18 protein-coding genes are annotated in these 20,065 nt (G+C 60.7%); 8 read left to right on the top strand and 10 right to left on the bottom strand.

Features of this window, described 5'->3' with window-relative positions; all coding sequences use genetic code 11:
• Nucleotides 1-4 precede the first annotated feature (4 nt).
• From CJU81_RS10140 to CJU81_RS10130, 3 genes are read right to left on the bottom strand one after another with little or no spacing between them, the layout of a single operon-like run.
• Complete coding sequence (locus tag CJU81_RS10140) at nucleotides 5-985, bottom strand: methionine ABC transporter ATP-binding protein (protein ID WP_095036472.1); 981 nt, start codon at nucleotides 983-985, stop codon at nucleotides 5-7.
• A complete protein-coding gene (locus CJU81_RS10135) occupies nucleotides 982-1,797 on the bottom strand; it encodes a MetQ/NlpA family ABC transporter substrate-binding protein (RefSeq protein ID WP_095036471.1) in 816 nt (271 codons plus the stop codon). The genes CJU81_RS10140 and CJU81_RS10135 overlap by 4 nt, the downstream gene beginning before the upstream one ends.
• A gap of 26 nt (nucleotides 1,798-1,823) precedes the next feature.
• On the bottom strand, nucleotides 1,824-2,861 hold the full coding sequence (locus tag CJU81_RS10130; protein WP_095036470.1) for an isopenicillin N synthase family dioxygenase: 1,038 nt from the start codon (nucleotides 2,859-2,861) through the stop codon (nucleotides 1,824-1,826).
• Nucleotides 2,862-3,152: 291 nt separating this feature from the next.
• On the opposite strand from CJU81_RS10130, the gene alr reads away from it, so the two are divergent.
• A complete protein-coding gene (gene alr, locus CJU81_RS10125; protein ID WP_095036469.1) occupies nucleotides 3,153-4,382 on the top strand; it encodes an alanine racemase in 1,230 nt (409 codons plus the stop codon).
• Between the two features lie 122 nt (nucleotides 4,383-4,504).
• Here the strand turns inward: alr and nikR are convergent, their stop codons facing one another.
• Nucleotides 4,505-4,912, bottom strand: coding sequence for a nickel-responsive transcriptional regulator NikR (gene nikR / locus CJU81_RS10120; protein WP_095031046.1), 408 nt, complete (start codon nucleotides 4,910-4,912; stop codon nucleotides 4,505-4,507).
• Between the two features lie 90 nt (nucleotides 4,913-5,002).
• On the opposite strand from nikR, the gene nikA reads away from it, so the two are divergent.
• The 5 genes from nikA to CJU81_RS10095 are packed head-to-tail and all read left to right on the top strand — an operon-like array spanning nucleotide 5,003 to nucleotide 9,931.
• Nucleotides 5,003-6,577, top strand: a complete 1,575-nt coding sequence (nikA, locus tag CJU81_RS10115) for a nickel ABC transporter substrate-binding protein (RefSeq protein ID WP_095036468.1) — start codon at nucleotides 5,003-5,005, stop codon at nucleotides 6,575-6,577.
• A 3-nt stretch (nucleotides 6,578-6,580) separates the two neighbouring features.
• Nucleotides 6,581-7,522 (top strand): nickel ABC transporter permease subunit NikB, encoded by a 942-nt coding sequence (nikB, locus tag CJU81_RS10110; protein ID WP_095036467.1) that lies wholly within the window; start codon nucleotides 6,581-6,583, stop codon nucleotides 7,520-7,522.
• A complete protein-coding gene (nikC, locus tag CJU81_RS10105) occupies nucleotides 7,519-8,364 on the top strand; it encodes a nickel ABC transporter permease subunit NikC (RefSeq protein ID WP_095036466.1) in 846 nt (281 codons plus the stop codon). The genes nikB and nikC overlap by 4 nt, the downstream gene beginning before the upstream one ends.
• Nucleotides 8,361-9,134: an ATP-binding cassette domain-containing protein gene (locus tag CJU81_RS10100; protein WP_095036465.1), complete on the top strand. Its 774-nt coding sequence runs from the start codon at nucleotides 8,361-8,363 to the stop codon at nucleotides 9,132-9,134. The genes nikC and CJU81_RS10100 overlap by 4 nt, the downstream gene beginning before the upstream one ends.
• Nucleotides 9,131-9,931: an ATP-binding cassette domain-containing protein gene (locus CJU81_RS10095; protein WP_095036464.1), complete on the top strand. Its 801-nt coding sequence runs from the start codon at nucleotides 9,131-9,133 to the stop codon at nucleotides 9,929-9,931. Before CJU81_RS10100 ends, CJU81_RS10095 begins: the two co-directional genes overlap by 4 nt.
• Before the next feature lie 198 nt (nucleotides 9,932-10,129).
• Here CJU81_RS10095 and CJU81_RS10090 read toward each other — a convergent pair whose 3' ends face one another.
• Nucleotides 10,130-11,224, bottom strand: a complete 1,095-nt coding sequence (locus CJU81_RS10090; RefSeq protein ID WP_086796738.1) for a polyamine ABC transporter substrate-binding protein — start codon at nucleotides 11,222-11,224, stop codon at nucleotides 10,130-10,132.
• On the bottom strand, nucleotides 11,221-12,045 hold the full coding sequence (locus tag CJU81_RS10085; RefSeq protein ID WP_095036463.1) for a carbon-nitrogen hydrolase family protein: 825 nt from the start codon (nucleotides 12,043-12,045) through the stop codon (nucleotides 11,221-11,223). The genes CJU81_RS10090 and CJU81_RS10085 overlap by 4 nt, the downstream gene beginning before the upstream one ends.
• Before the next feature lie 93 nt (nucleotides 12,046-12,138).
• Between CJU81_RS10085 and CJU81_RS10080 the strand changes: the two genes are divergently transcribed.
• Together CJU81_RS10080 and CJU81_RS10075 are read left to right on the top strand one after the other, a co-directional pair.
• The gene (locus CJU81_RS10080; protein ID WP_095036462.1) at nucleotides 12,139-12,921 is read left to right on the top strand and encodes a helix-turn-helix transcriptional regulator; all 783 of its coding nucleotides are present in this window, start codon (nucleotides 12,139-12,141) and stop codon (nucleotides 12,919-12,921) included.
• Nucleotides 12,922-13,024: 103 nt separating this feature from the next.
• Entirely contained in the window at nucleotides 13,025-14,764 is a 1,740-nt protein-coding gene (locus CJU81_RS10075) for a dipeptidase (RefSeq protein WP_095036461.1), read from the top strand.
• 119 nt (nucleotides 14,765-14,883) lie between these two features.
• Here the strand turns inward: CJU81_RS10075 and CJU81_RS10070 are convergent, their stop codons facing one another.
• From CJU81_RS10070 to CJU81_RS10055, 4 genes are all read right to left on the bottom strand, one after another.
• On the bottom strand, nucleotides 14,884-15,984 hold the full coding sequence (locus CJU81_RS10070) for a DmpA family aminopeptidase (protein ID WP_095036460.1): 1,101 nt from the start codon (nucleotides 15,982-15,984) through the stop codon (nucleotides 14,884-14,886).
• A gap of 87 nt (nucleotides 15,985-16,071) precedes the next feature.
• Entirely contained in the window at nucleotides 16,072-17,172 is a 1,101-nt protein-coding gene (locus tag CJU81_RS10065) for a polyamine ABC transporter substrate-binding protein (RefSeq protein WP_095036459.1), read from the bottom strand.
• Between the two features lie 254 nt (nucleotides 17,173-17,426).
• Entirely contained in the window at nucleotides 17,427-19,013 is a 1,587-nt protein-coding gene (locus CJU81_RS10060; protein WP_095036458.1) for a FadD3 family acyl-CoA ligase, read from the bottom strand.
• 19 nt (nucleotides 19,014-19,032) lie between these two features.
• On the bottom strand, nucleotides 19,033-20,064 hold the full coding sequence (locus tag CJU81_RS10055) for a ferredoxin--NADP reductase (RefSeq protein WP_095036457.1): 1,032 nt from the start codon (nucleotides 20,062-20,064) through the stop codon (nucleotides 19,033-19,035).
• Nucleotide 20,065: the final 1 nt, after the last annotated feature.

Here is a 20,065-nt window from a genome sequence, read left to right as displayed (position 1 = left end):
CGGTTCATAGACGCTCCACCCTGACGCCGCGCTGCTTGAAAAAATCCATGACCCGGTGCAGTTTCGGCTCACCGCCGCCCTGGCCCAATGACACCCGCAAGCGCCCCACTCGCCGCCCGCCAATGGTTTCGACGCCGCTGGCCAGCAGGTTCACCTGCACGCCTTGTTGCTGCACCAGTTCATGCAGCACGGGAGCGGCCAGCAGGTTGTCAAAAAAGCTCAACTCCAGCGCCTGGCTGTCCTTGCCCAATGTCGAGCTATAGCCCGGCAACAGTGAGCGCCCCAGGCTCGATTGCGGATTGGCGAGCAGCTGCGCAATCGGCCCAGCCTCGACCAAGCGGCCGTTGGCCAGTGAGGCGGCGTGATCACAGATGGCCTTGACCACATCCAGTTCATGGGTGATCAGTACAATGGTCAGCCCCAGCTGACGGTTAATATCGCGCAACAACTCCAGGATCGACGCCGTGGTCTCCGGGTCCAAAGCGCTGGTGGCCTCATCGGACAGCAGATAAGCCGGGCGCGCAGCCAGGGCGCGGGCAATCCCTACCCGCTGCTTCTGACCGCCGGACAACTGCGATGGAAACGCCAGCGCCTTGTCACTCAGGCCCACCAGGTCGAGCAACTCCCGCACACGCTCCGTGCGTTGTGCCTTGGCCACCCGGGAGATTTCCAGGGGCACGGCAATGTTGTCGAACACTGTGCGTGAGTGCAGCAGGTTGAAGCCCTGAAAAATCATGCCGATGCGCTGGCGTTGCTGGCGCAGCTCGCTGTCGGACAAGGCCGTGAGGTCCTTGCCGTCGAGCAGGATGCGCCCGCTGCTGGGGCGCTCGAGCAGATTGAGGCAACGCAGCAAGGTCGATTTACCCGCACCGCTGCGCCCGAGAATGCCGTAGATCGCGCCATCGGGGATGCTCAACGACACCTGATCCAGCGCAGGTGCCTGCCCTGCCCGATAGGTTTTGCCCAACTGCTCGACAATGATCATGGCTTGGCGTCCAGGGCTGCCACCGGAATCACCGAACCGGCGTAATTGTCGGTAATAAATGTGCTCACCTGCGGCGAAGCCAGGTCCTTGGCCAACTGTTTGATCCGCGGGTCATCCTGCAGCTTGAGCGTGGTCACCACGATATTGGCGTACGGGTTGTGCTCGACCTTCTCCAGCCCCAGCGCATCCTTGGCGGGTACCAGGCCCGCTTCCAGTGCGTAGTTGCCGTTGATTACCGCCAGATCCACATCGTCCAGCGATCGCGGAATCTGCGGTGACTCGATTTCCAGGATCTTCAGTTGTTTGGGGTTTTCGGCGATGTCCTTTGGCGTTGCCTGATTGGCGGCCGGATCATTGAAACCGTCCTTGAGCTTGATCAGGCCGTTGTCCTGCAGCAGATACAGGGCGCGGCTCAGGTTAGTGACGTTATTGGGCACGGCGACCGTGCCCTGTTGCGGCACCTGATCGAAGGTTTTATGGCGGTGCGAGTAAATCCCCAGCGGCTCGATATGCACCGTTGCCGCCACGGCCAGTTTTACGCCCAGGGCCTGTTCCTGAGAGCGCAGATAAGGCAAGTGTTGAGTGTAATTGGCATCCACATCGCCATGCACCAGCAGCTCGTTGGAGTTGACCCCGGGTGGAATCTCGATGATCTTGAGGTTCAGCTGCGGGTCGATTTTTTGCACGTATTCGAGAATCTGCGCATGGGGCACAGCGTCTGCTGCGACCCGTAAAGGCGCCTGCGCCTGCACATTGAAAGCAGCGGTCAGCGCGCCCAGCACGGCCAGGGTCAAGCCTGTTTTTTTAATCATGTTCACGGTCCTTGCTCAATGAGGGCTCAAGCGCTCAGCGCGTTGGGAATCAATGCGTCGGCGTAATAACGTTGGGCAACATCGGGGTGCGAGCGCAGGCGGCCCTTGAGGTAGTTCCAGCCGACATCGCGAAACAGTGGATTGGCCGGGTCACTGGCCGGGCCCCTCGCCTCGCGCAGCAACGCCGCCGGCAAGGGGTAAAGCGGCACCACGGCATCCAGTTGCGCGCCCAGGAAAAACGCGATCGACAGGCGCTCGCTGCCCTGGGCGGGCGACTGCACACGGTGCACCGTGGCGCGCAAATAACCGTTGGTGGCCAGCTCCAGCAATTCGCCGATATTCACCACCAGGGTATTGGCCCGTGGTAGCACGTCGATCCAGCGGCCCTCCTCGATTTCGACCTGCAAGCCGGCCTGTTGGTCCTGCAGCAAAAAGCTCAGAAAACCCGAATCCTTGTGCGCGCCAACGCCCTGATGGCTGTCGTCCGGGGCCTGGCCCGGGTAGCGCATCAGCTTGATATGCTCGTTGGGTTTGTCACCGTACAACTGGTCAAATGCCTCTTGCGGCAAAGCCAGCGCCTGGGCGAAAGCTTGCAGCAAGCGCAGCGACATGGTGGTCATGGCCTGCTGCCAATCCAGCAGCAGGGGCTTGAGCGCGGGCAGCGCCTGCGGCCACTGGTTGGGACCTTGCAAACGCGCCCAGTACGGGCTGTTTTCATCCAGAGGCAGCGCTTGCCGCTCAGCGCCCAGATCGAACTGTTCGCGCAGGTCGGGTTTGCCCCGGGTGATCTCGGAAGCGGCACGGTTGTAACCGCGAAAATGCGGGGAGTTGATCATGCCGACTGCGGCTTTTTCACTGTCCGGCAAGGCAAAAAACTGGCGGGCGTGGTCCTGTACTTGCTGCAACAAAGCACTGTCGATGCCGTGTCCCGTCAGGTAGAAAAAACCCACATCCCGGGCCGCATGACGCAAATCGTCAAGCAAGCCCTGACGCTGCGCGGCAGTGCCTTCAAGCAATGACAAGTCCAGGGTTGGCAAAGCGATGATGTCTCGTGTAAGCGGCATGGCTCACTCCCATGTTGAGCTGCTGAAAGGCCCTGGACCTGTAGATGTCCGGCGTTGACTTAAAGCTAAACGATCTTAAAAACTGGTAATAAATATCGTTTTTGCATTAGCTTAGTGTCATTTCAAGCAGCCTTTTTGGTATGCCTTGGCACTTGAGAACCGCGGGCTATACGGCACCACGACACTTTCAGACAGATACGCGGCCCGGGGAGTGACTTTTCCTACACGCCAATCCTAGTATTGCCGCGCATCACCCTGCCCCTAAAAAAATAACGTATGGAAACTCAGCAAATGCCCTTCACCCGTACTCTTCTGGCCCTGTCTTTGGGCATGGCTTTACTGCAAAACCCGGCCTTCGCCGCACCGCCACTGTCGATGGTCGACGGCGTTGCCCAAGTCAACACACAAGACAGCAACGCCTGGGTCGAGATCAACAAAGCTGCGTTCGTGCACAACATTGGCGTATTGCAAGCCACTGTCGGCGACAAATCGAAAATCTGCGCCGTGCTCAAGGCCGATGCCTATGGTCATGGCATCGGCCTGCTGATGCCTTCGATCATTGCCACCGGCGTACCTTGTGTGGGTGTGGCCAGCAACGAAGAAGCCCGTGTGGTACGTGAAAGCGGTTTCAAGGGCCAACTGATCCGTGTACGCACGGCAGCCCTCAGCGAGCTGGAAGCAGCGCTGCCGTACAATATGGAAGAGTTGGTGGGTAACCTTGATTTCGCCGTCAAAGCCAGCCTGATCGCCGAAAAACACGGTCGCCCGCTGGTTGTGCACCTGGGCCTGAATTCCAGCGGCATGAGCCGCAACGGCGTGGAAATGACCACCGCCGAGGGCCGCCGCGACGCCGTCGCCATCACCAAGGTGCCCAACCTGGAAGTGCGCGCGATCATGACCCACTTCGCCGTTGAAGATGCCGACGACGTGCGCGCCGGACTCAAGGCGTTCAACGAGCAGGCGCAGTGGTTGATCAATGTCGCAGAACTGGACCGCAGCAAAATCACCCTGCATGCGGCCAACTCGTTCGCCACCCTGGAAGTGCCGGAATCGCACCTGGACATGGTTCGCCCTGGCGGCGCGTTGTTCGGCGACACCGTGCCGTCGCACACCGACTACAAGCGCGTGATGCAATTCAAGTCCCATGTGGCTTCGGTCAACAGTTACCCCAAGGGCAACACCGTGGGCTACGACCGCACCTGGACACTGGGCCGCGACTCGAAGCTGGCCAATATCACCGTGGGTTACTCCGATGGCTATCGCCGCGCCTTTACCAACAAGGGCATAGTGCTGATCAACGGCCATCGTGTGCCGGTGGTGGGCAAGGTGTCGATGAATACGCTGATGGTCGATGTGACTGACGCGCCGGATGTCAAAAGCGGCGACGAAGTGGTGTTGTTCGGGCAACAGGGCAAGGCCGAAATCAGCCAGGCGGAAGTTGAAGACATCAACGGTGCATTGCTGGCCGACCTTTATACGGTGTGGGGCAACTCCAACCCGAAGATCCTGGTCGAGAAGTAGCAAAGACATAAATTTGTGGTCGCTGCCGAGCATCGTGCAGACGAGGACGTTGTCCTCGATCGCAGCCTTCGTTCCTCGGCAGCGACTACAGACAGCGACCGCAAAGATCGCCTGACCCACCGCTACTCGAGATCTCCCAATGGAATAATCTGCGCGCTGCCATGGCGCACTCCGCGCTCGGCCATCACCTGGCGCGTGAGCTGCGCCACCTCGCCGACCGTGCCCTTGAGCACCGAGACTTCCATGCATTTGCCCTGGTCCAGGTGCACGTGCAAGGTCGACAGGGTCAGGTCATGGTGCTCGTGAAAGGCCGTGTTCAGACGTTTGGACAGCTCCCGGGTGGCGTGGTCATAGACGTAGCTCAAGGTCGCCACGCAAGCGCTTTGCAGGTCGCCCTGCTCCGGCTCCAGCAGGCCGGCGCGCAATAAATCGCGGATGGCCTCCGAGCGCCCCTGGTAGCCGTGGGTGCCCACCCGTTCATCAATGGCGGCCAATAAAGCATCGTCCAGCGAAATAGTGACCCTCTGCATCTAATCGGCCTCGCAGTTATGAACTTTTGACATAGACTTCATACCCAGCATCTGATCAGGCCACCGGCCATCAACTGAGGGAGACGCAGTGTGAAGCAGTCATGGACTAAAAAACAGCTGACCTTATGGATGATTGGAGCCTGCCTGAGCGCAGGCTTGTCGACTGCATGGGCGGGCGATCCGGCCCCCACACTGACCTACTCATGGCCAACCAATGCCGGGCCGCTGGACCCTCGCGGCTATTCACCGAACCAGATGTATGCCCAGGCCATGGTCTATGAACCGCTGGTGCGCTATACCGCCCAAGGCACCCTGGAACCTTGGCTGGCAACGTCATGGACGGTGTCAGCGGACGGCAAGACCTACACCTTCACCCTGCGCGACGACGTGACCTTCAGTGACGGCAGTGCATTCAACGCAGCTGCCGCCAAGGCCAACCTTGACGCGGTGCTCGCCAACAGCAAGCGCCATCAGTGGATGGAACTGGTGTCTACCCTGGAACGCGTCGAGGCACCGGACGCACATACCCTGGTGCTGGTACTCAAACACCCCTACTACCCGACCCTGATGGAACTGGCGCAAGTTCGCCCGTTGCGCTTTGCCGCCCCTGACGCCAAACCCGGTGTGCCGGTGGGCACCGGGCCCTGGGTACTGACGCAAACCCGGCGCGGCGAGTTCGACCGTTTTGAGCGCAACCCGCACTACTGGGGGGTCAAACCGGGCTACGCCGCGGTGCTGGTCAAAGTCATCTCCGACCCGGACAGTCGTGCCATCGCCCTGCAAACCGGTGAAATCGACCTGATTCAGGGTGCCGACGGCGAAATCTCCCCCGGCACCTTTGTGCGCCTGCGCGATTCGGGTTTCAAGACGGCCATTTCCGCACCGCTGGCCACCCGTACCGTGGCGATGAACACGGACCTGGCCCCGACCAATGAACTGGCCGTACGCCAGGCGATCAATCAGGCCGTGGACAAGGACACCATCATTGCCAAGGTGCTGCACGGCCAGGAGCCCCGTGCCGATGCGCTGTTCGCCAGCAACATGCCGTATGCCGACCTGGGCCTCAAGGCCCTGCCCTACGCCCCTGAACAGGCGAAAAAAACCCTGGAAGCGGCGGGCTGGAAAATCCCTGCAGGCAAACGCATTCGCGAAAAAGACGGTCAGCCGCTAAGCACCGAACTGGTGTTTCTGGGCCCCAGCGCCCTGCAAAAAAATCTCGCCGAAATCATTCAGGGTGAACTGGCCAAGGTCGGCATCGACGTCAAGTTGCGCGCCGAAGAAGACGGCGCCCTGGTACAGCGCCAGCGCGAGGGCAAGTTCGGCATGATCTTCGCCGACACCTGGGGCGCACCCTATGACCCGCACTCGTTTGTCAGTTCCATGCGCTACGCCGGCCACGCCGACTACATGGCCCAGCGCGGCCTGCCGATGAAGCCGGCCATCGACCGGAAAATCGCCGAAGTACTGGGCGAAACCGATGAGGGCAAACGGGCCGACGATTACCGCGAGATTCTTACCACCCTGCACGATCAAGCCGTGTACCTGCCGATTTCACACCTCACGGCCATCAGTGTCAGCGCTAACAACGTCGACAACGTGCAATTCGGCAGCACGCTGTTTGACGTGCCGTTTGAAGTGATGCACCCAACCACAGGGAAGCCATAGACCATGCTGCGCTATATCATCCTGCGGCTTGTGCTGCTGATCCCGGTTTTGCTGGGGGTGTCATTGATCGTCTTTGTCCTGCTGCACCTGGGCAATGGCGACCCGGCCCTGGATTACCTGCGCCTGTCGCAGATACCGCCCACCGACGCCGCGCTGGCCGAGGCGCGCCATGCCCTGGGCCTGGACCGGCCACTGCCCGAGCAATACCTCACCTGGTTGTGGAACGCCGTGCATCTGGACTTCGGCATGTCCTATATCACCGGGCGCCCGGTGCTCGATGACATCCTCTATTACCTGCCCGCGACCCTGCAACTGGGGGGGCTGGCCTTGCTTGCCACGCTGGTGATGAGCATTCCCCTGGGCCTGGCAGCGGCCCGCTGGAAAGGTCGCTGGCCCGATCAGGTGGTGCGCTTTATCACCTTTATCGGTGTATCCATGCCCAATTTCTGGCTGGCATTCCTGCTGATTGCCCTGTTCTCGCTGTGGCTGGGCTGGCTGCCGCCGATGGGCCGTGGTGGCCCGCAGCATCTGCTGATGCCAGTTCTGGCGATTGCCCTGATGTCGATGTCGATCAACGCCCGGCTGCTGCGCGCCAGCCTGCTGGATGTACGTGAGCATCGACACGTGTTCTACGCCCGGGCCCGCGGCCTGAACGAAAAGCGCGTGTGGCGTGACCATATTCTGCGCAATGCCTGGATGCCGCTGGTGACCGCCACCGGCATGCACATCGGCGAGTTGCTCGGTGGCGCGCTGGTGATCGAAACCATCTTCGCCTGGCCCGGCGTTGGACGCTTCGCGGTCAGCGCCGTGCTCAACCGCGACTTCCCGGTCATGCAGTGCTTCACCCTGCTGCTGACCACACTGCTGGTGCTGTGCAATCTGGTGGTGGACATCTGCTACGCCTGGCTCGATCCGCGTACACGTTTCTCGGGGGTGATGGCATGAGCACCCTGGCTGCTGTTTATACAGGCAAAAAAAACGGCGCGCGCATCGGTTATGCGCTGGTCGCCCTGCTGCTGTTGATGGCGCTGTTCGGCCCCTGGCTGGCGCCTTACGACGCCACCCTGGTGAGTCTCGACGATCGCCTGCTGCCCGCCAGTGCCAGCCATTGGCTGGGCACCGACCACCTGGGTCGCGACGTACTCTCGCGGCTGATCGTCGGCACGCAACTGTCCCTGGGCAGCGTGGTGCTGGTGCTGGGCCTGGTGTTGGTACTGGGCGTGGTGATTGGCGGTATCGCCGGGATTGTCGGGGGCAAGGTCGACATGTTCCTGATGCGCCTGTGCGACATGTTCCTGACCTTCCCGACCCTGGTGCTGGCGTTCTTTCTGATCGCCTTGCTGGGTACCGGCCTGACCAACGTCATCATCGCCATCGCCCTGTCCCACTGGGCCTGGTATGCACGTATGGTGCGCGGCATGGTCCTGGCCCAGCGCAACCGTGACTATGTGCTGGCGTCGCGACTGGCCGGTGCCTCGCGCCTGACCCGGCTGCGCCAGCATGTGATGCCCAACGTCGTGGGGCAATTGCTGGTGCTGGCGTCGATGGATATTGGCCACATGATGCTGCATGTCTCGGGCTTGTCCTTTCTGGGCCTGGGCGTCAGCCCGCCGACCCCCGAGTGGGGCGTGATGATCAACGATGCCAAGGAATTTATCTGGACCCAGCCGCAACTGCTGCTGTGGCCGGGCCTGATGATCTTTATCTCGGTGATGGCCTTCAACCTGTTGGGCGACGCCTTGCGCGACCGCCTTGACCCCAGCGTACTGGCGGAGATCAAGGAATGAAGCAGACATTGACCATTCGCGACCTGACCCTCAAACACCGACAACGCACCCTGGTCGACCGGGTCGAATTGACCCTCAAGGCCGGTCAGGTGCATGCGCTGGTCGGGGCCAGCGGTTCAGGCAAGTCGCTGACCAGCCTGGGCATCCTCGACCTGTTGCCCCCCGGCGTGCACAGCAGTGGCGCCAGCCTGTTGCTGGACGGCCAGGCGGTGGATGCTGCGCAATTGCGCGGGCGCCAGGTAGCGCTGGTGCTGCAAAACCCGCGCAGCGCCTTCAACCCGGTGCGTTCCCTGCGCCAGCACGCCCTCGAAACCCTCCACGCCCGTGGCCTGCAAGGGGTCGAGGCCGAACAACTGATCCAGGCCACGTTGCATGAAGTGGGCCTGCACGATGATCAGCGGGTACTGGACTCATTTGCCTTTCAACTGAGCGGCGGCATGCTGCAACGCATGATGATCGCCCTGGCCCTGCTCGCCGACAGCCGCTTCTTGCTGGCCGACGAACCCACCAGCGATCTGGATGTGGTCGCGCAGGCGCGTTTTCTCGACCTGCTGCAGCGGCTGGTAGAGCAACGCAACCTTGGCGTGCTGTTGATCACCCATGACATGGGCGTGGTGGCACGCTGCGCCGATCAGGTCAGCGTCATGGCTCACGGCCGTATCGTCGAACAGGCCGATGTGCACCAACTGTTCAATGCCCCGCAAAGCCAGGAAGCGCGCACGCTGCTGGCGGCGCACCACTCATTGACAATGGAGAGCTGCGCGCCATGAGTTTTATACAAGTACGTGATCTTGAGCACGGCTACAGCGCCGGTGGACTGTTCAGCAAACGGCATCGGGTGCAGGTGCTGAGCGGCTTGAACCTGGACCTGCACGAAGGTCAAAGCCTTGGCCTGCTGGGAGGCAGCGGCAGCGGCAAAAGCACCCTGGCGCGCCTGCTGATGGGCCTGGAAAGCGCCGACCGGGGCAGCATTGTGTTCAAGGGCCAGCCGCCGTTTTTGCAGCGTGTGCAGATGGTCTTTCAGGATGCGCTCAGCGCCTTCAACCCCCAGCGCAGCATTGGCTGGAGCATTGCCGAGCCTTTGCGCCATCTTTCAGACATGGACGCCGCGGCCTGCAGGGACCGGGTTGAGCAATTGCTCCAGCAAGTCCAGCTTGAAGCCCGTGATATCGACAAACTGCCGGCACAACTGAGCGGCGGGCAACTGCAACGCGCCGGTATTGCCCGGGCCATGGCGATCGGCCCGCAGTTGATCATCCTCGATGAAGCCCTGTCTAACCTTGACCGGGTGCTGCAAGTGCAGATTCTGGATTTACTGGCCCAGGTACGGCACGAGTCCGGCACCGGCTTTTTGCTGATCACCCATGACCTGAGCCTGGTGCAGCGTTTTTGCCAGCGGGTGGTGGTATTGGCAGAGGGCAAGCTGGTGGAAGACCTGCCGGTCACGGCGCAGATGCGCTTTACCCACCCTGCTGCGCGGACCTTGCAGGAGGCGGTGTTGCCGGCGATGCCGAGGGTCAGGACCGTTCGTGACCATGTTGATGCACGGACACTGGAAAAACTCTAACACCGTAAAACGTAAAACGTAAAACTGTAGCCGCTGACGAGGAACGAAGGCTGCGATCGGGCGCGAAGCGGCCGCAAAACCTCAGCACTCAATATATCTGCCACACCGAGTTGTATGATTTTACGAGCGCTTCGCGCCCGATCGCAGCCTTCGTTCCTCGTCAGCGGCTACAGGGGTTCAGGGATTCAGAGGTTCAGGTCACGTACCGCTTTTAACCTTGCTCCACACCCGTGTGCGCACCCGCTCAAGTTTCAGCGCCAGTGGCTCCAGCGGAAACAACGTTGCCATCACCTCTTTGCCTGGGTAGATATCCGGGTTGTCGCGCAACGACTGGTCCATCAGTGGCCTGGCGTCCTGGTTCGCATTGGGATATTTGAGGTAGGTCGAAGTCTGCGCAATTACTTGCGGGCGCAGCATATAGTCGATAAAGGCCAGCCCCTGTTGCGGGTTGGGCGCGTCGTTGAGCAATACCATGCTCTCAACCCAGATCGGCGCCCCTTCACGCGGGATGCTGTAGCGGATGTTGCGCCCATTGCCGGCCACCTGCGAGGCGGTTTTGGCGTCTTGCACCCCGCCCGCCCAACCCACCACCACGCAAATGTTGCCATTGGCCAGGTCGGTAATGAATTTCGACGAGTCAAAATAGCGGATGTAAGGACGTAACGTCAGCAGCAACGCTTCGGCCTTGGCATAGTCCTGAGGTTGGTTGCTGTTGTACGGCAAGCCCAGGTAGTGCAAGGCGATGGGAATGATTTCACCGGGGGCATCAAGCATGGCCACGCCGCACTGGCTCAATTTGCTCAGGTTCTCGGGCTTGAAGATCAGGTCCCAGGAATCCACCGGCGCGTCCGGCCCCAGAATCGCCCTGACCTTGTCGACGTCATAACCCACCCCTGTAGTGCCCCACAAATACGGCACGGCATAGCGATTGCCGGGGTCATTGCTCTGCATCTTGGCGAGGATGGCGGGGTCCAGGTGTACTCGATTGGGCAACTGCCCCGGATCGAGTTCCTTGAGCACCCCGGCCTTGATCAAGTTGGGCAACAGGTCCCCTGTGGCCACAACAACGTCATACCCGCTGCGACCGGCCATGAGCTTGCTTTGCATCACATCGCTGTTGTCGAACACGTCGTACATCGAGCCTATGCCGGTTTCGGCCTGGAAGTTTTTCATCGTGTCCGGTGCGATAAAATCGTACCAGTTGTAGATATTCACCTGAGGCCCGGCGGCGTGAACCAGGCTGCAACCCAAGAGCGCAGCCAGGGCAAGACCCATAGTGTTTTTAGTCTTCATTGGCTGGCTCCGATCAACAGTTCGCGACGCCCGTCCGAGTGCTCTATCTGTTCGCCCGACAGCATCAAACGACGATCTTTGAGGTAATCGTAGTCACGCCGGGCAGCCTTGAGCTGATCCAGGTCCAGCTCTACAACATGGCGAACCTCATCGCGCCCTGCTTCAAACAGCACACGCCCGAACGGGTCGACCGCCATGCTGCCACCGGCAAACACCAGGCCGTCATCCCCCGCCCCAACACGATTGACCATTACCGCAAACAACTGATTTTCCTGGGCGCGGGCCATGATCGCAGTGCGATGCACCGGGCCGTAGGGGTCCATATTGCCGTTGGTGACGATGACTACTTCTGCCCCCAGTTGCGCCAGTGCGCGGCTGGTTTCCGGCAACTCGATGTCGTAGCAGATCAGCAGGCCAACCCGCACACCCCGCCAGAGCACGGTGGTATAACGGTCGCCGGGGCTAAAGTCACTGCGCTCGCTTGGCCACAGATGGGTCTTGCGGTACTGCAGCGCAATACCCTCGGGAGTCACCAGTACCGAGCTGTTGTAGAACCTGCCTTGATGCACTTCGGCAAATCCCAGCACCACCGCCACGCCACGCTCGCGCACGGCCTGCAACACGGTTTGCAGGGTCGTGCCGTGCAAGGGCTCGGCCACCTGCGCCAGTTGCGCGCCGCCGACAAAGCCGCTCAGATAGGTCTCCGGGAACACCAGCAAATCGGTATCGCCAGCGCAGGTGGCGATGGCATTCAGTGTGCGCGACAGGTTATAAGCGGTGTCGCCGTCACGGCCTGCCAGTTGCACCAATTCAATTTTCATCTCGGTTCCTTGCACGGTGGGATGAGCCGAGTATGGTGCGCGGCACCGCGCCAATAAATGACTTCGATGGGGTAACACCCGGTGGGTAGTGAGATGAATCTGACCTTGCAGGATGTGGCCTGGCACGACGCGATGGGCCGCGTGATCGAAACCCTCGACCGGCCCAATTTCTGGACTGCGCTGGTACGTTTGCTGGGCCGCTATATACCCGTGGACAACTGGGTGGTGCTGATCTATAGCGCCGGCAAGCCGCAGGTTCTCGCCGAGTCCCCCGGTGCAGACGGTGGCATGGACTCGTTGTTTCAGGACTATCTCAAAGGCCTGTACCTGCTCGACCCGTTCTACATTGCCAACCGCGAAGCACCACAGAGCGGGTTAGTCCGCCTGCAGGACGTGGCCCCGGAATGCTTTGCACAGACCGATTACTACCAGCGCTATTTCCGCCTGAATATCGTCACTGACGAGGTGCATATCAATGTGCAACTCGACAACCAACGCACCCTGAGCCTGTCACTGGGCAGCCAGTGCCGCTTCAGCCTGGAACACGGCGCGTTGCTGGGGCTGGTACGGCCCTGGGTCGCAGCACTGATGCGTCAGCGCCTGATGTTTGAACGCGACCCCGGGGAGGCGCCGGAGCAGCCTGGCAACTGGGAAAGCCGCCTTGAAGCGGCTGCCGAGCAGTTGACCACGCCGCTGACCGCGCGGGAAATGGAAGTCGCCCTGCTGTTGCTAAGTGGTTGTTCAAACAAGGAAATCGCCCGCAAACTGGTGATTTCCGCCGAGACCGTCAAGGTCCATCGCAAGCACATGTACGGCAAGTTGGGAATCAAGTCACAGTCCGAACTGTTCTCGTTGTTTTTACAGGCGCAGGAGTAAAAAGTACCTACCGTCCCACGTCCTTGCAGTGTAAGTTTGGAAATGTTTTGTTTCATTTATTGCATATTTCTCTCCAACAACCTGTACAGGAATGCCCTGCAAAATGGACTTTTCACTTAAGCACCTGGCCGCTGCAACCATGATGATGGCCAGCCTTGCCGGGTTCAGCACTGCTGCCCACGCCACCATCACCCCGCAACAGAGCGCCGTGATCCTCAAGACCTTCAGCGACAGCAAAATCACTGACTTCCGGCAGTTTCTGGGGGCTTTGGGCAAGAGCGAGTTGGCGCAACAAGATAACCTCGGCCCGACCATCAACGCCTTCATCGACAACAAGGCATTGAGCGCAGAGCAGCAGAACGAAATCTATCGCCTGCTGGGCCTGTATACCCGTCTCAAATACGGCAAGGCGGCCACCGAAACCCTGCGTGAGCTGGTAGCTATCCCGACGGTAAACCTGGATGACGTGCCCCAGTACGAGAACCCGCAGTTTCTCAAGATCGCCGACAAAATCAAGGACCTCGCCAAGGCCTTCAACCTGAACTTTCGCAATATCGACAACCGTGTCTATGAAGTCTCCCTCGAAGGCAGTGGTGATGAAGTGGTCGGTATTCACGCCCACGCCGACGTCGTGCCGGTAACCCCGGAAAACTGGGTACTCAAGGACGGAACCAAACTCGACCCGTTCAAGGTCACCCTGATCGGCGACCGCATGTATGGGCGCGGTACAGAGGATGACAAAAACGGCATAGTGGTCGCGATGTACGCCATGAAAGTCATCAAGGAAGAGCAACTGCCACTGGCCAGAAACTTCAAGTTGCTGATCGACACCACCGAAGAAACCAGCGGTGATGCCATCCCTTATTACTTCGAACACAACCCGGTGCCCAACTACAACCTGGCGCTGGATGGCGGCTACCCGGTGGTGATCGCCGAGAAAGGCTACGGCACCGTCATGGCTACTTTTGCCCGACGCAAGGGCGAAGGCCAGGGCGCAGAAATCATCGCGCTGACCGGCGGCATGGCCACCAACCAGATCCCGTCGACGTCAGTGGCGACCCTGTTGACCGACAAACCGGCCGAGCTGGCGGCCAGCCTGAACAAGGCCGGTGCTGAATATGCCAAGCGCAATGGCGGCGATTTCGAGATCAATGCCAAGGTGGTGGGCAAAGAGGTAGTGCTGACCGTGACCGGGGTTTCGGCTCATTCCTCGGAGCCCGAGTCCGGGATCAACCCGGTAGCGCGGATGCTCGATTTTATCAGCAGCGTTGACGGCCCTATCGCCCTCAAACAAAACCACATCACCGATGCTGCGCACTATGCGGCCGACAACTGGGGCCTGGACTACAAGGGTGGCAAGCTGGGCGTCGGTTTTGCCGATGAGTTTATGGGGCCGCTGACCACTTCGCTGACGTTTGTGGGGCTGGACGACAAGGCGCTCAAGCTGGCGGTCAACCTGCGTGTGCCCAAGGGCAAGTCGCCTGAAGCACTGAAAGCACAGATTGCCGAAAAACTGGCGGCCTGGAGCAAGAGCAAGCAGGTGCCGGTGACCTTCGACTACACCATTGCCGAGCCGATGTACCGCAACCCCGAGGGTGAGTGGGTCAAGGCGTTGCTGGCCGTGGCCAGTGAGAACCTGGGCATGGAGCACAAGTTCGGAACTTCGGCAGGTGCGACCTCGGTGCATGAACTGCCTAACGGCGTGCAATTCGGCCTGGCCATGCCGGATGTGAAATACACCGGGCATACCGACAATGAGTTCAAGACGGTCGAGCAGTTTATGCTGGACCTGCAGATCGTCACCGAGATGATGGCCCGGGTGGGGCAGTTGCCCAAGCTCTGACAGGCACAGGACCGCGTAGTCGCTGCCGAGGAACGAAGGCTGCGAGCTCTTGCCTTGCAGCGACTCGAACAAAAAGCTCGCAGCCTTCGTTCCTCGGCAGCGACTACGGGATTACGGGATCAAGCGGCTTTCCAGCCCACCTGCTGCAACGCCACCAGCAAACGCTCAGGCTTGAGCGCCAGCACGGTGTTGCCACAGCCCGTCAGGTCATCGGCACCGAGCATGGCATTGAGTATCGCCTCCTCTACCGCATCCGCCGCCGCCGCAAACAGCGGCGAAATGTAGTCGTTGTTGACCATCTGCAATGCCATGGTCGGCTCACCCGGATGGCCGAAGTTGGCTGCCGGCAAGTTGCTGTTACCCACCGCAAAGGCAATAAAAATATCACCGCTGGAGTCTTCAGTGCCGCCCCCCACTCGCGCCAGCCCGACACTGGCACGCTGCGCCAGACGGGTACACTGGTGTGGCAACAACGGCGCATCGGTGGCGATGGTAATCACGATCGACCCCATGCCCGGCACGCCCACATTTTTCTCGCTCTTGAACGGCGACGGCACATCATCGAGGACGGTACCGACCTGGTACCCCCCCACCCGCAAGGCTTCGCGCACACCGTAGTTGGCCTGCACCAGCGCACCGACGGTCCAGCCACCCTGCTCCGGGCCCAGTACCCGCGAGGAAGTGCCAATGCCCCCCTTGAACTCGTGACAGATCATCCCTGTGCCACCGCCCACATTACCCTCCTGCACCGGGCCTGACCTGGCATCCTGCAGCGCAAGTTGCACATGCTCGGCCGTAACATGCTGGCCCCAGATATCGTTCAGCGTGCCGTCGTAGGTTTCAAGCACCACGGGCATGCACCAGTAGGTGTGCTGCTTGCCCAGTTCGCGCTCGGCCGCCACCAGCGCATCGCGCACCACGCCAACACTGTGGGTGTTGGTATAGGCAATCGGCGAGGTCAGCAAACCGGCTTCGCGAATCCACTCCAGCCCCGTGGCGTCGCCGTTGCCATTGAGCACATGCACGCCGGCAAAGCACGGTTGCAGGTGCGTGGCTCCCGCACGCGGTTCAATCACGGTGACACCGGAATGGATGGAAACGTCGCCGGTTTCCAGGTTGAGCGTGTGATGACCTACTCGCACACCCGGCACGTCGGTAATGGCGTTGAACACGCCGGGGGTGCCTGAACCGATGGTGATACCAAGCTCACGGATACGCATGGTGCTGTTCTCCTCGTTCTTAAGTACGGCCAGTGTAGAAACCTGGCCAGAGCTTGACGATAACCCCCATGCACTACCCCCGGGGGGTTACTTGTCCGACTTGATGCTGGTCCACACCCGCGTGCGCACACGCTCCATTTTTTGCGGCAGCGGTTGCACCACATACAAGGACTTGAGTGCCTCGCTGGTCGGGGTCAGGTTGGGGTTGGCGGTGATGTCCTTGTTGATCAGTGCCAGCGAATCCTTGTTGGCATTGGGGTAGCCCTGAAAATCGCTGATCCCGGCAATGACCTTGGGCTCCAGCAGGTGGTTGAGAAACTCGTGGGCCTCTTCGACGTTTTTCGCACTTTTAGGGATGGCGAAGGTGTCAAACCAGATCGGCGCGCCCTCCTTGGGCAAGCGCCAGTCCACCACCACGCCGTTGCCCGACTCTTTGGCGCGGTTGCCAAACTGGTAGAAGCTGCCGGAATAACCAATGGCCACGCAAATGTCGCCATTGGCGATATCGGTCATGTATTTAGCGGAGTTGAAGTAGGTCACGTAAGGGCGGATCTTGAGCATCAGCGCCTTGGCTTTCTCATAATCGGCCGGGTTCTGGCTGTTGGGGTCAAGGCCCAGATAGTGCAACGCCAACGGCAGGATTTCCGAAGGCGAATCGAGCATCGCCACGCCGCAGGATTTCAGCTTGGCCATGTTCTCGGGCTTGAACACCAGGTCCCAGCTGTCCACCGGCGCATTCTCGCCCAGCGCCGCCTTGACCTTGGCCGGGTTGAAGCCGATCAGCACCGTACCGTACATATACGGCACGGCGTACTGGTTGCCGGGGTCGTTGGTGTCCAGCAACTTGAGCAGGGCCGGGTCCTGGTGCTGCCAGTTGGGCAGCTTGCTCTTGTCCAGTTTCTGGAACACACCGGCCTTGATCTGGGTATCGAGAAACTGGTTGGAGGGCACCACCAGGTCATAGCCGGAGTTACCGGTCAGCAGCTTGGCTTCCAGGGCCTCGTTGGTGTCGAACGAGTCCCAGGTGACCTTGATGCCGGTCTGTTTGGCGAAATCCTTGGGCACGGACGGCAGGATATAGTCGGCCCAGTTGTACACCCGCAACTCGCGCTGTTCTGCCTGTACAGCGCCGGCCAACAGCGTCAGCCCGCAAACAGTGGCGCCCATCAGGCGTTTCAGAGTGTCCATGGCTCAGTTCCCCGAATTCGGCGTGAGATCGATAGTTATTATGTTGTGTACACGGCAGCGGCCAGCAAAGGGCTCAGGGCAAAGGCGAAAAGGATTATTGTTATTGTGTGGCGTGGTTGATTCTTGCCCAGAGCCCGACGCGTTCACAGAGGGAGGCAGGCCAAAAGGGGATAGTTGCGGCCATTGTCGATGTCCGATTCTATGTCCGGCAAAACGGCCCTCACCCCAGGGGTGAGGGCAACGCACCTGGCCAGTTACATAAACCCTGCGCGCAACTCATTCTTCGCCACCTTGTTCGAGGCATTCACCGGCAGCGCATCATAGAAGCGCACCAGGCGCGGTACTTTGTAGTTGGCCATATGCTCGCGCGCCCACAGGATCAACCCGGCCTCATCCAGCTGCACACTATGGCGCAACACCACGCACGCACACCCCACCTCGCCCATGCGTTCGTCCGGCACACCGATCACCGCCACCTGGGCAATGGCCGGATGCTCCATCAGCCCGGCTTCAATCTCCGCCGGGTAGCAGTTGAAACCACCGACAATAAACATGTCTTTAAGCCGGTCAGTAATGCGCAGATTGCCCGCTGCATCCTGCTGGCCAATGTCTCCGGTGTGCAGCCAGCCTTCACTGTCGATGGTTTCGGCGGTGGCCTGCGGGTCCTCGAAATAGCCCTGCATCACATGAAAGCCACGCAGGCAGATCTCCCCTGTACTGCCCACTGGCAACGCCTGGTTTTGCGGGTCGCGGATGCTCACTTCGGTGCCCGGAATCGGCCGCCCGCTGGTGCTGGCGATGATCGTCGCCGAATCAGAGGGGTCGCAAATAGTGGCCAAGCCGCCGCATTCGGTCAGGCCATAGGCGGTGGTCACCACCGCAAAGCCCAGCTCGCTGCGCATGCGCTCGATCAGGATCGGTGGCACCGTCGCCGCACCGGTCACGGCAATGCGCAGGCTCGACAGGTCGGTCTCGGCCAGCTTGGGATGGGCCAGCATCGACAGGTAAAGGGTCGGCGGCCCCGGCAGCACGTTGATGCGTTCTGCGGCAATGCGCTGGAACACTGCTTCGGCGTCGAACACCGGGTGCGGCAGGATAGTTGCCCCCGCCAGCAGGCACGTAAGCCAGCCCGCCTTGTAGCCGAAGGCATGAAAAAACGGGTTGATCACCAGGTAACGATCACCGGCCAGCAAACCGATCACCGAGACATATTCACTAAAGGCGCGGATGGTTTGCCCGTGAGCGCTCATCACGCCCTTGGGCTTGCCCGTGGTGCCGGAGGTAAACAACAGGTCACTGAGGTCATCGCTATTCACGCTGGCTGCACGCAATAGCGCGGCAGACTCGCTGGTGGCCGCGCCCAGGGCGAGAAAGCCGTCCCAGTCCAGGCCGGCGGAACTGGCCGCCGGGCTTTCGCCCAGCAACACCAGGCACTTGAGGCTGGCCGGTCGATAAGGCGCGAGCAAGGCCAGGTAATCGGTGCCCAGAAAACTCGGCTGCACAAACAGCAGACTACTGCCGCTGCGCAGCAAAATATCAGCCGCTTCCGGGCCTTTCATCCGGGTGTTGATCGGCACCATGACCGCCCCCGCGCAATGAATACCCAGCGCGGCGATGATCCAGTCACGCCCGTTGGGTGCCCAGATCGCCACCCGGTCCCCCTTGCCAATGCCCTGGGCCATCAGGCTGCGGGTTACGCCCAGGGCCAGGCGCGGCAGTTCGCTGTAGTCGATGCATTGGCCATGTTCTTCAATGGCCGTGCGCCCGGCATGCTGCACCGAGGCGTTGAACAGCAGTTGCGGGATCGAGCGCGGCAGGCTCTGTTGCAGGCTGGAAGTCATCGGTCACTCGTCTGGCAGGTTATTCGGGAAAGCACACGCGCAGCTGTTCGCTGCTGGGCACCGATTGGCACGCCAGCACCCAGCCGTCATTGAGTTCTTGTTGGTCCAGGGCATCATTGCGCAGCATCTCGACACTGCCGCGCTCAACCGTACACATGCAGGTCGCGCAGGAACCCACCAGACAGGAGCTGGGCGGTTTCAGGCCTGCTCGGTGCATGGCATTGAGCAGGGTTTCGCCTTCGGCACAGGGCACTTCAAATTCTTCACCGTCCAGGCGCACCGAGAGCTGGCTGCCGATCACCTCGGTGTTGACCGGCGCCGGAGCGGCCACACTGCCCTCTTCCGGCAGCGAGACAAAACGCTCGACGTGGATGCGCCCGTGCTCCATGCCGATCTCGTGCAAGGCGCTCACAGCGGCGTCCATAAACGGACCGGGGCCACAGATATAAGCCTGGGCATGCACAAACGGACGGGCCATCTGCGCCAGTTGTGCCACGGCCGGTATGCCCTGGACCGAGTCCAGCCAGTGGATCACCTGCAGACGCTGCGGGTAGGCGCTGGCCAGGGCTTTGAGTTCGCCGGCAAAGATCACCGACGCCTCATCGCGATTAGCGTAAATCAGCAGAATTCGGCCTGTACCGGCAATCAGCGCAGAACGCAGGATCGACAGCACCGGTGTGACCCCGCTGCCGCCGCCAAACAGCACAAAGTCATCGTCAAAATGCCGCGGTACAAACACCCCGGCCGGCGCCAGCACTTCAAGCTGATCGCCCTCACGCAACTGCTCGCACAGCCAATTGGACGCACGCCCGTCGCGGACTTGCTTGATGGTCACGCGCAGCGGCTCGTCCTCCAGCGGGGTGCTGGACAGCGAATAGCAGCGCGGCAACCAGCCGCCCTCAAAGGGCACGCGCAGGGTCAGGAATTGCCCGGACTTATAGGTGAACTGCTCACGCAGGGCCGCAGGGACGTCGAACACCAGGGAGCGGGAGTCCGCCGTTTCAGTCACGATTTGCGCCACGCGCAGGGAGAAATACGCCGGTAGGTTCATA

It is taken from the genome of Pseudomonas fragi (genome assembly GCF_002269505.1).
Taxonomy (GTDB): Bacteria; Pseudomonadota; Gammaproteobacteria; order Pseudomonadales; family Pseudomonadaceae; genus Aquipseudomonas; species Aquipseudomonas fragi_D.
The sequence above is the reverse complement of the archived record's forward strand: the minus strand, read 5'-3'. Positions and strand labels throughout refer to the sequence as shown.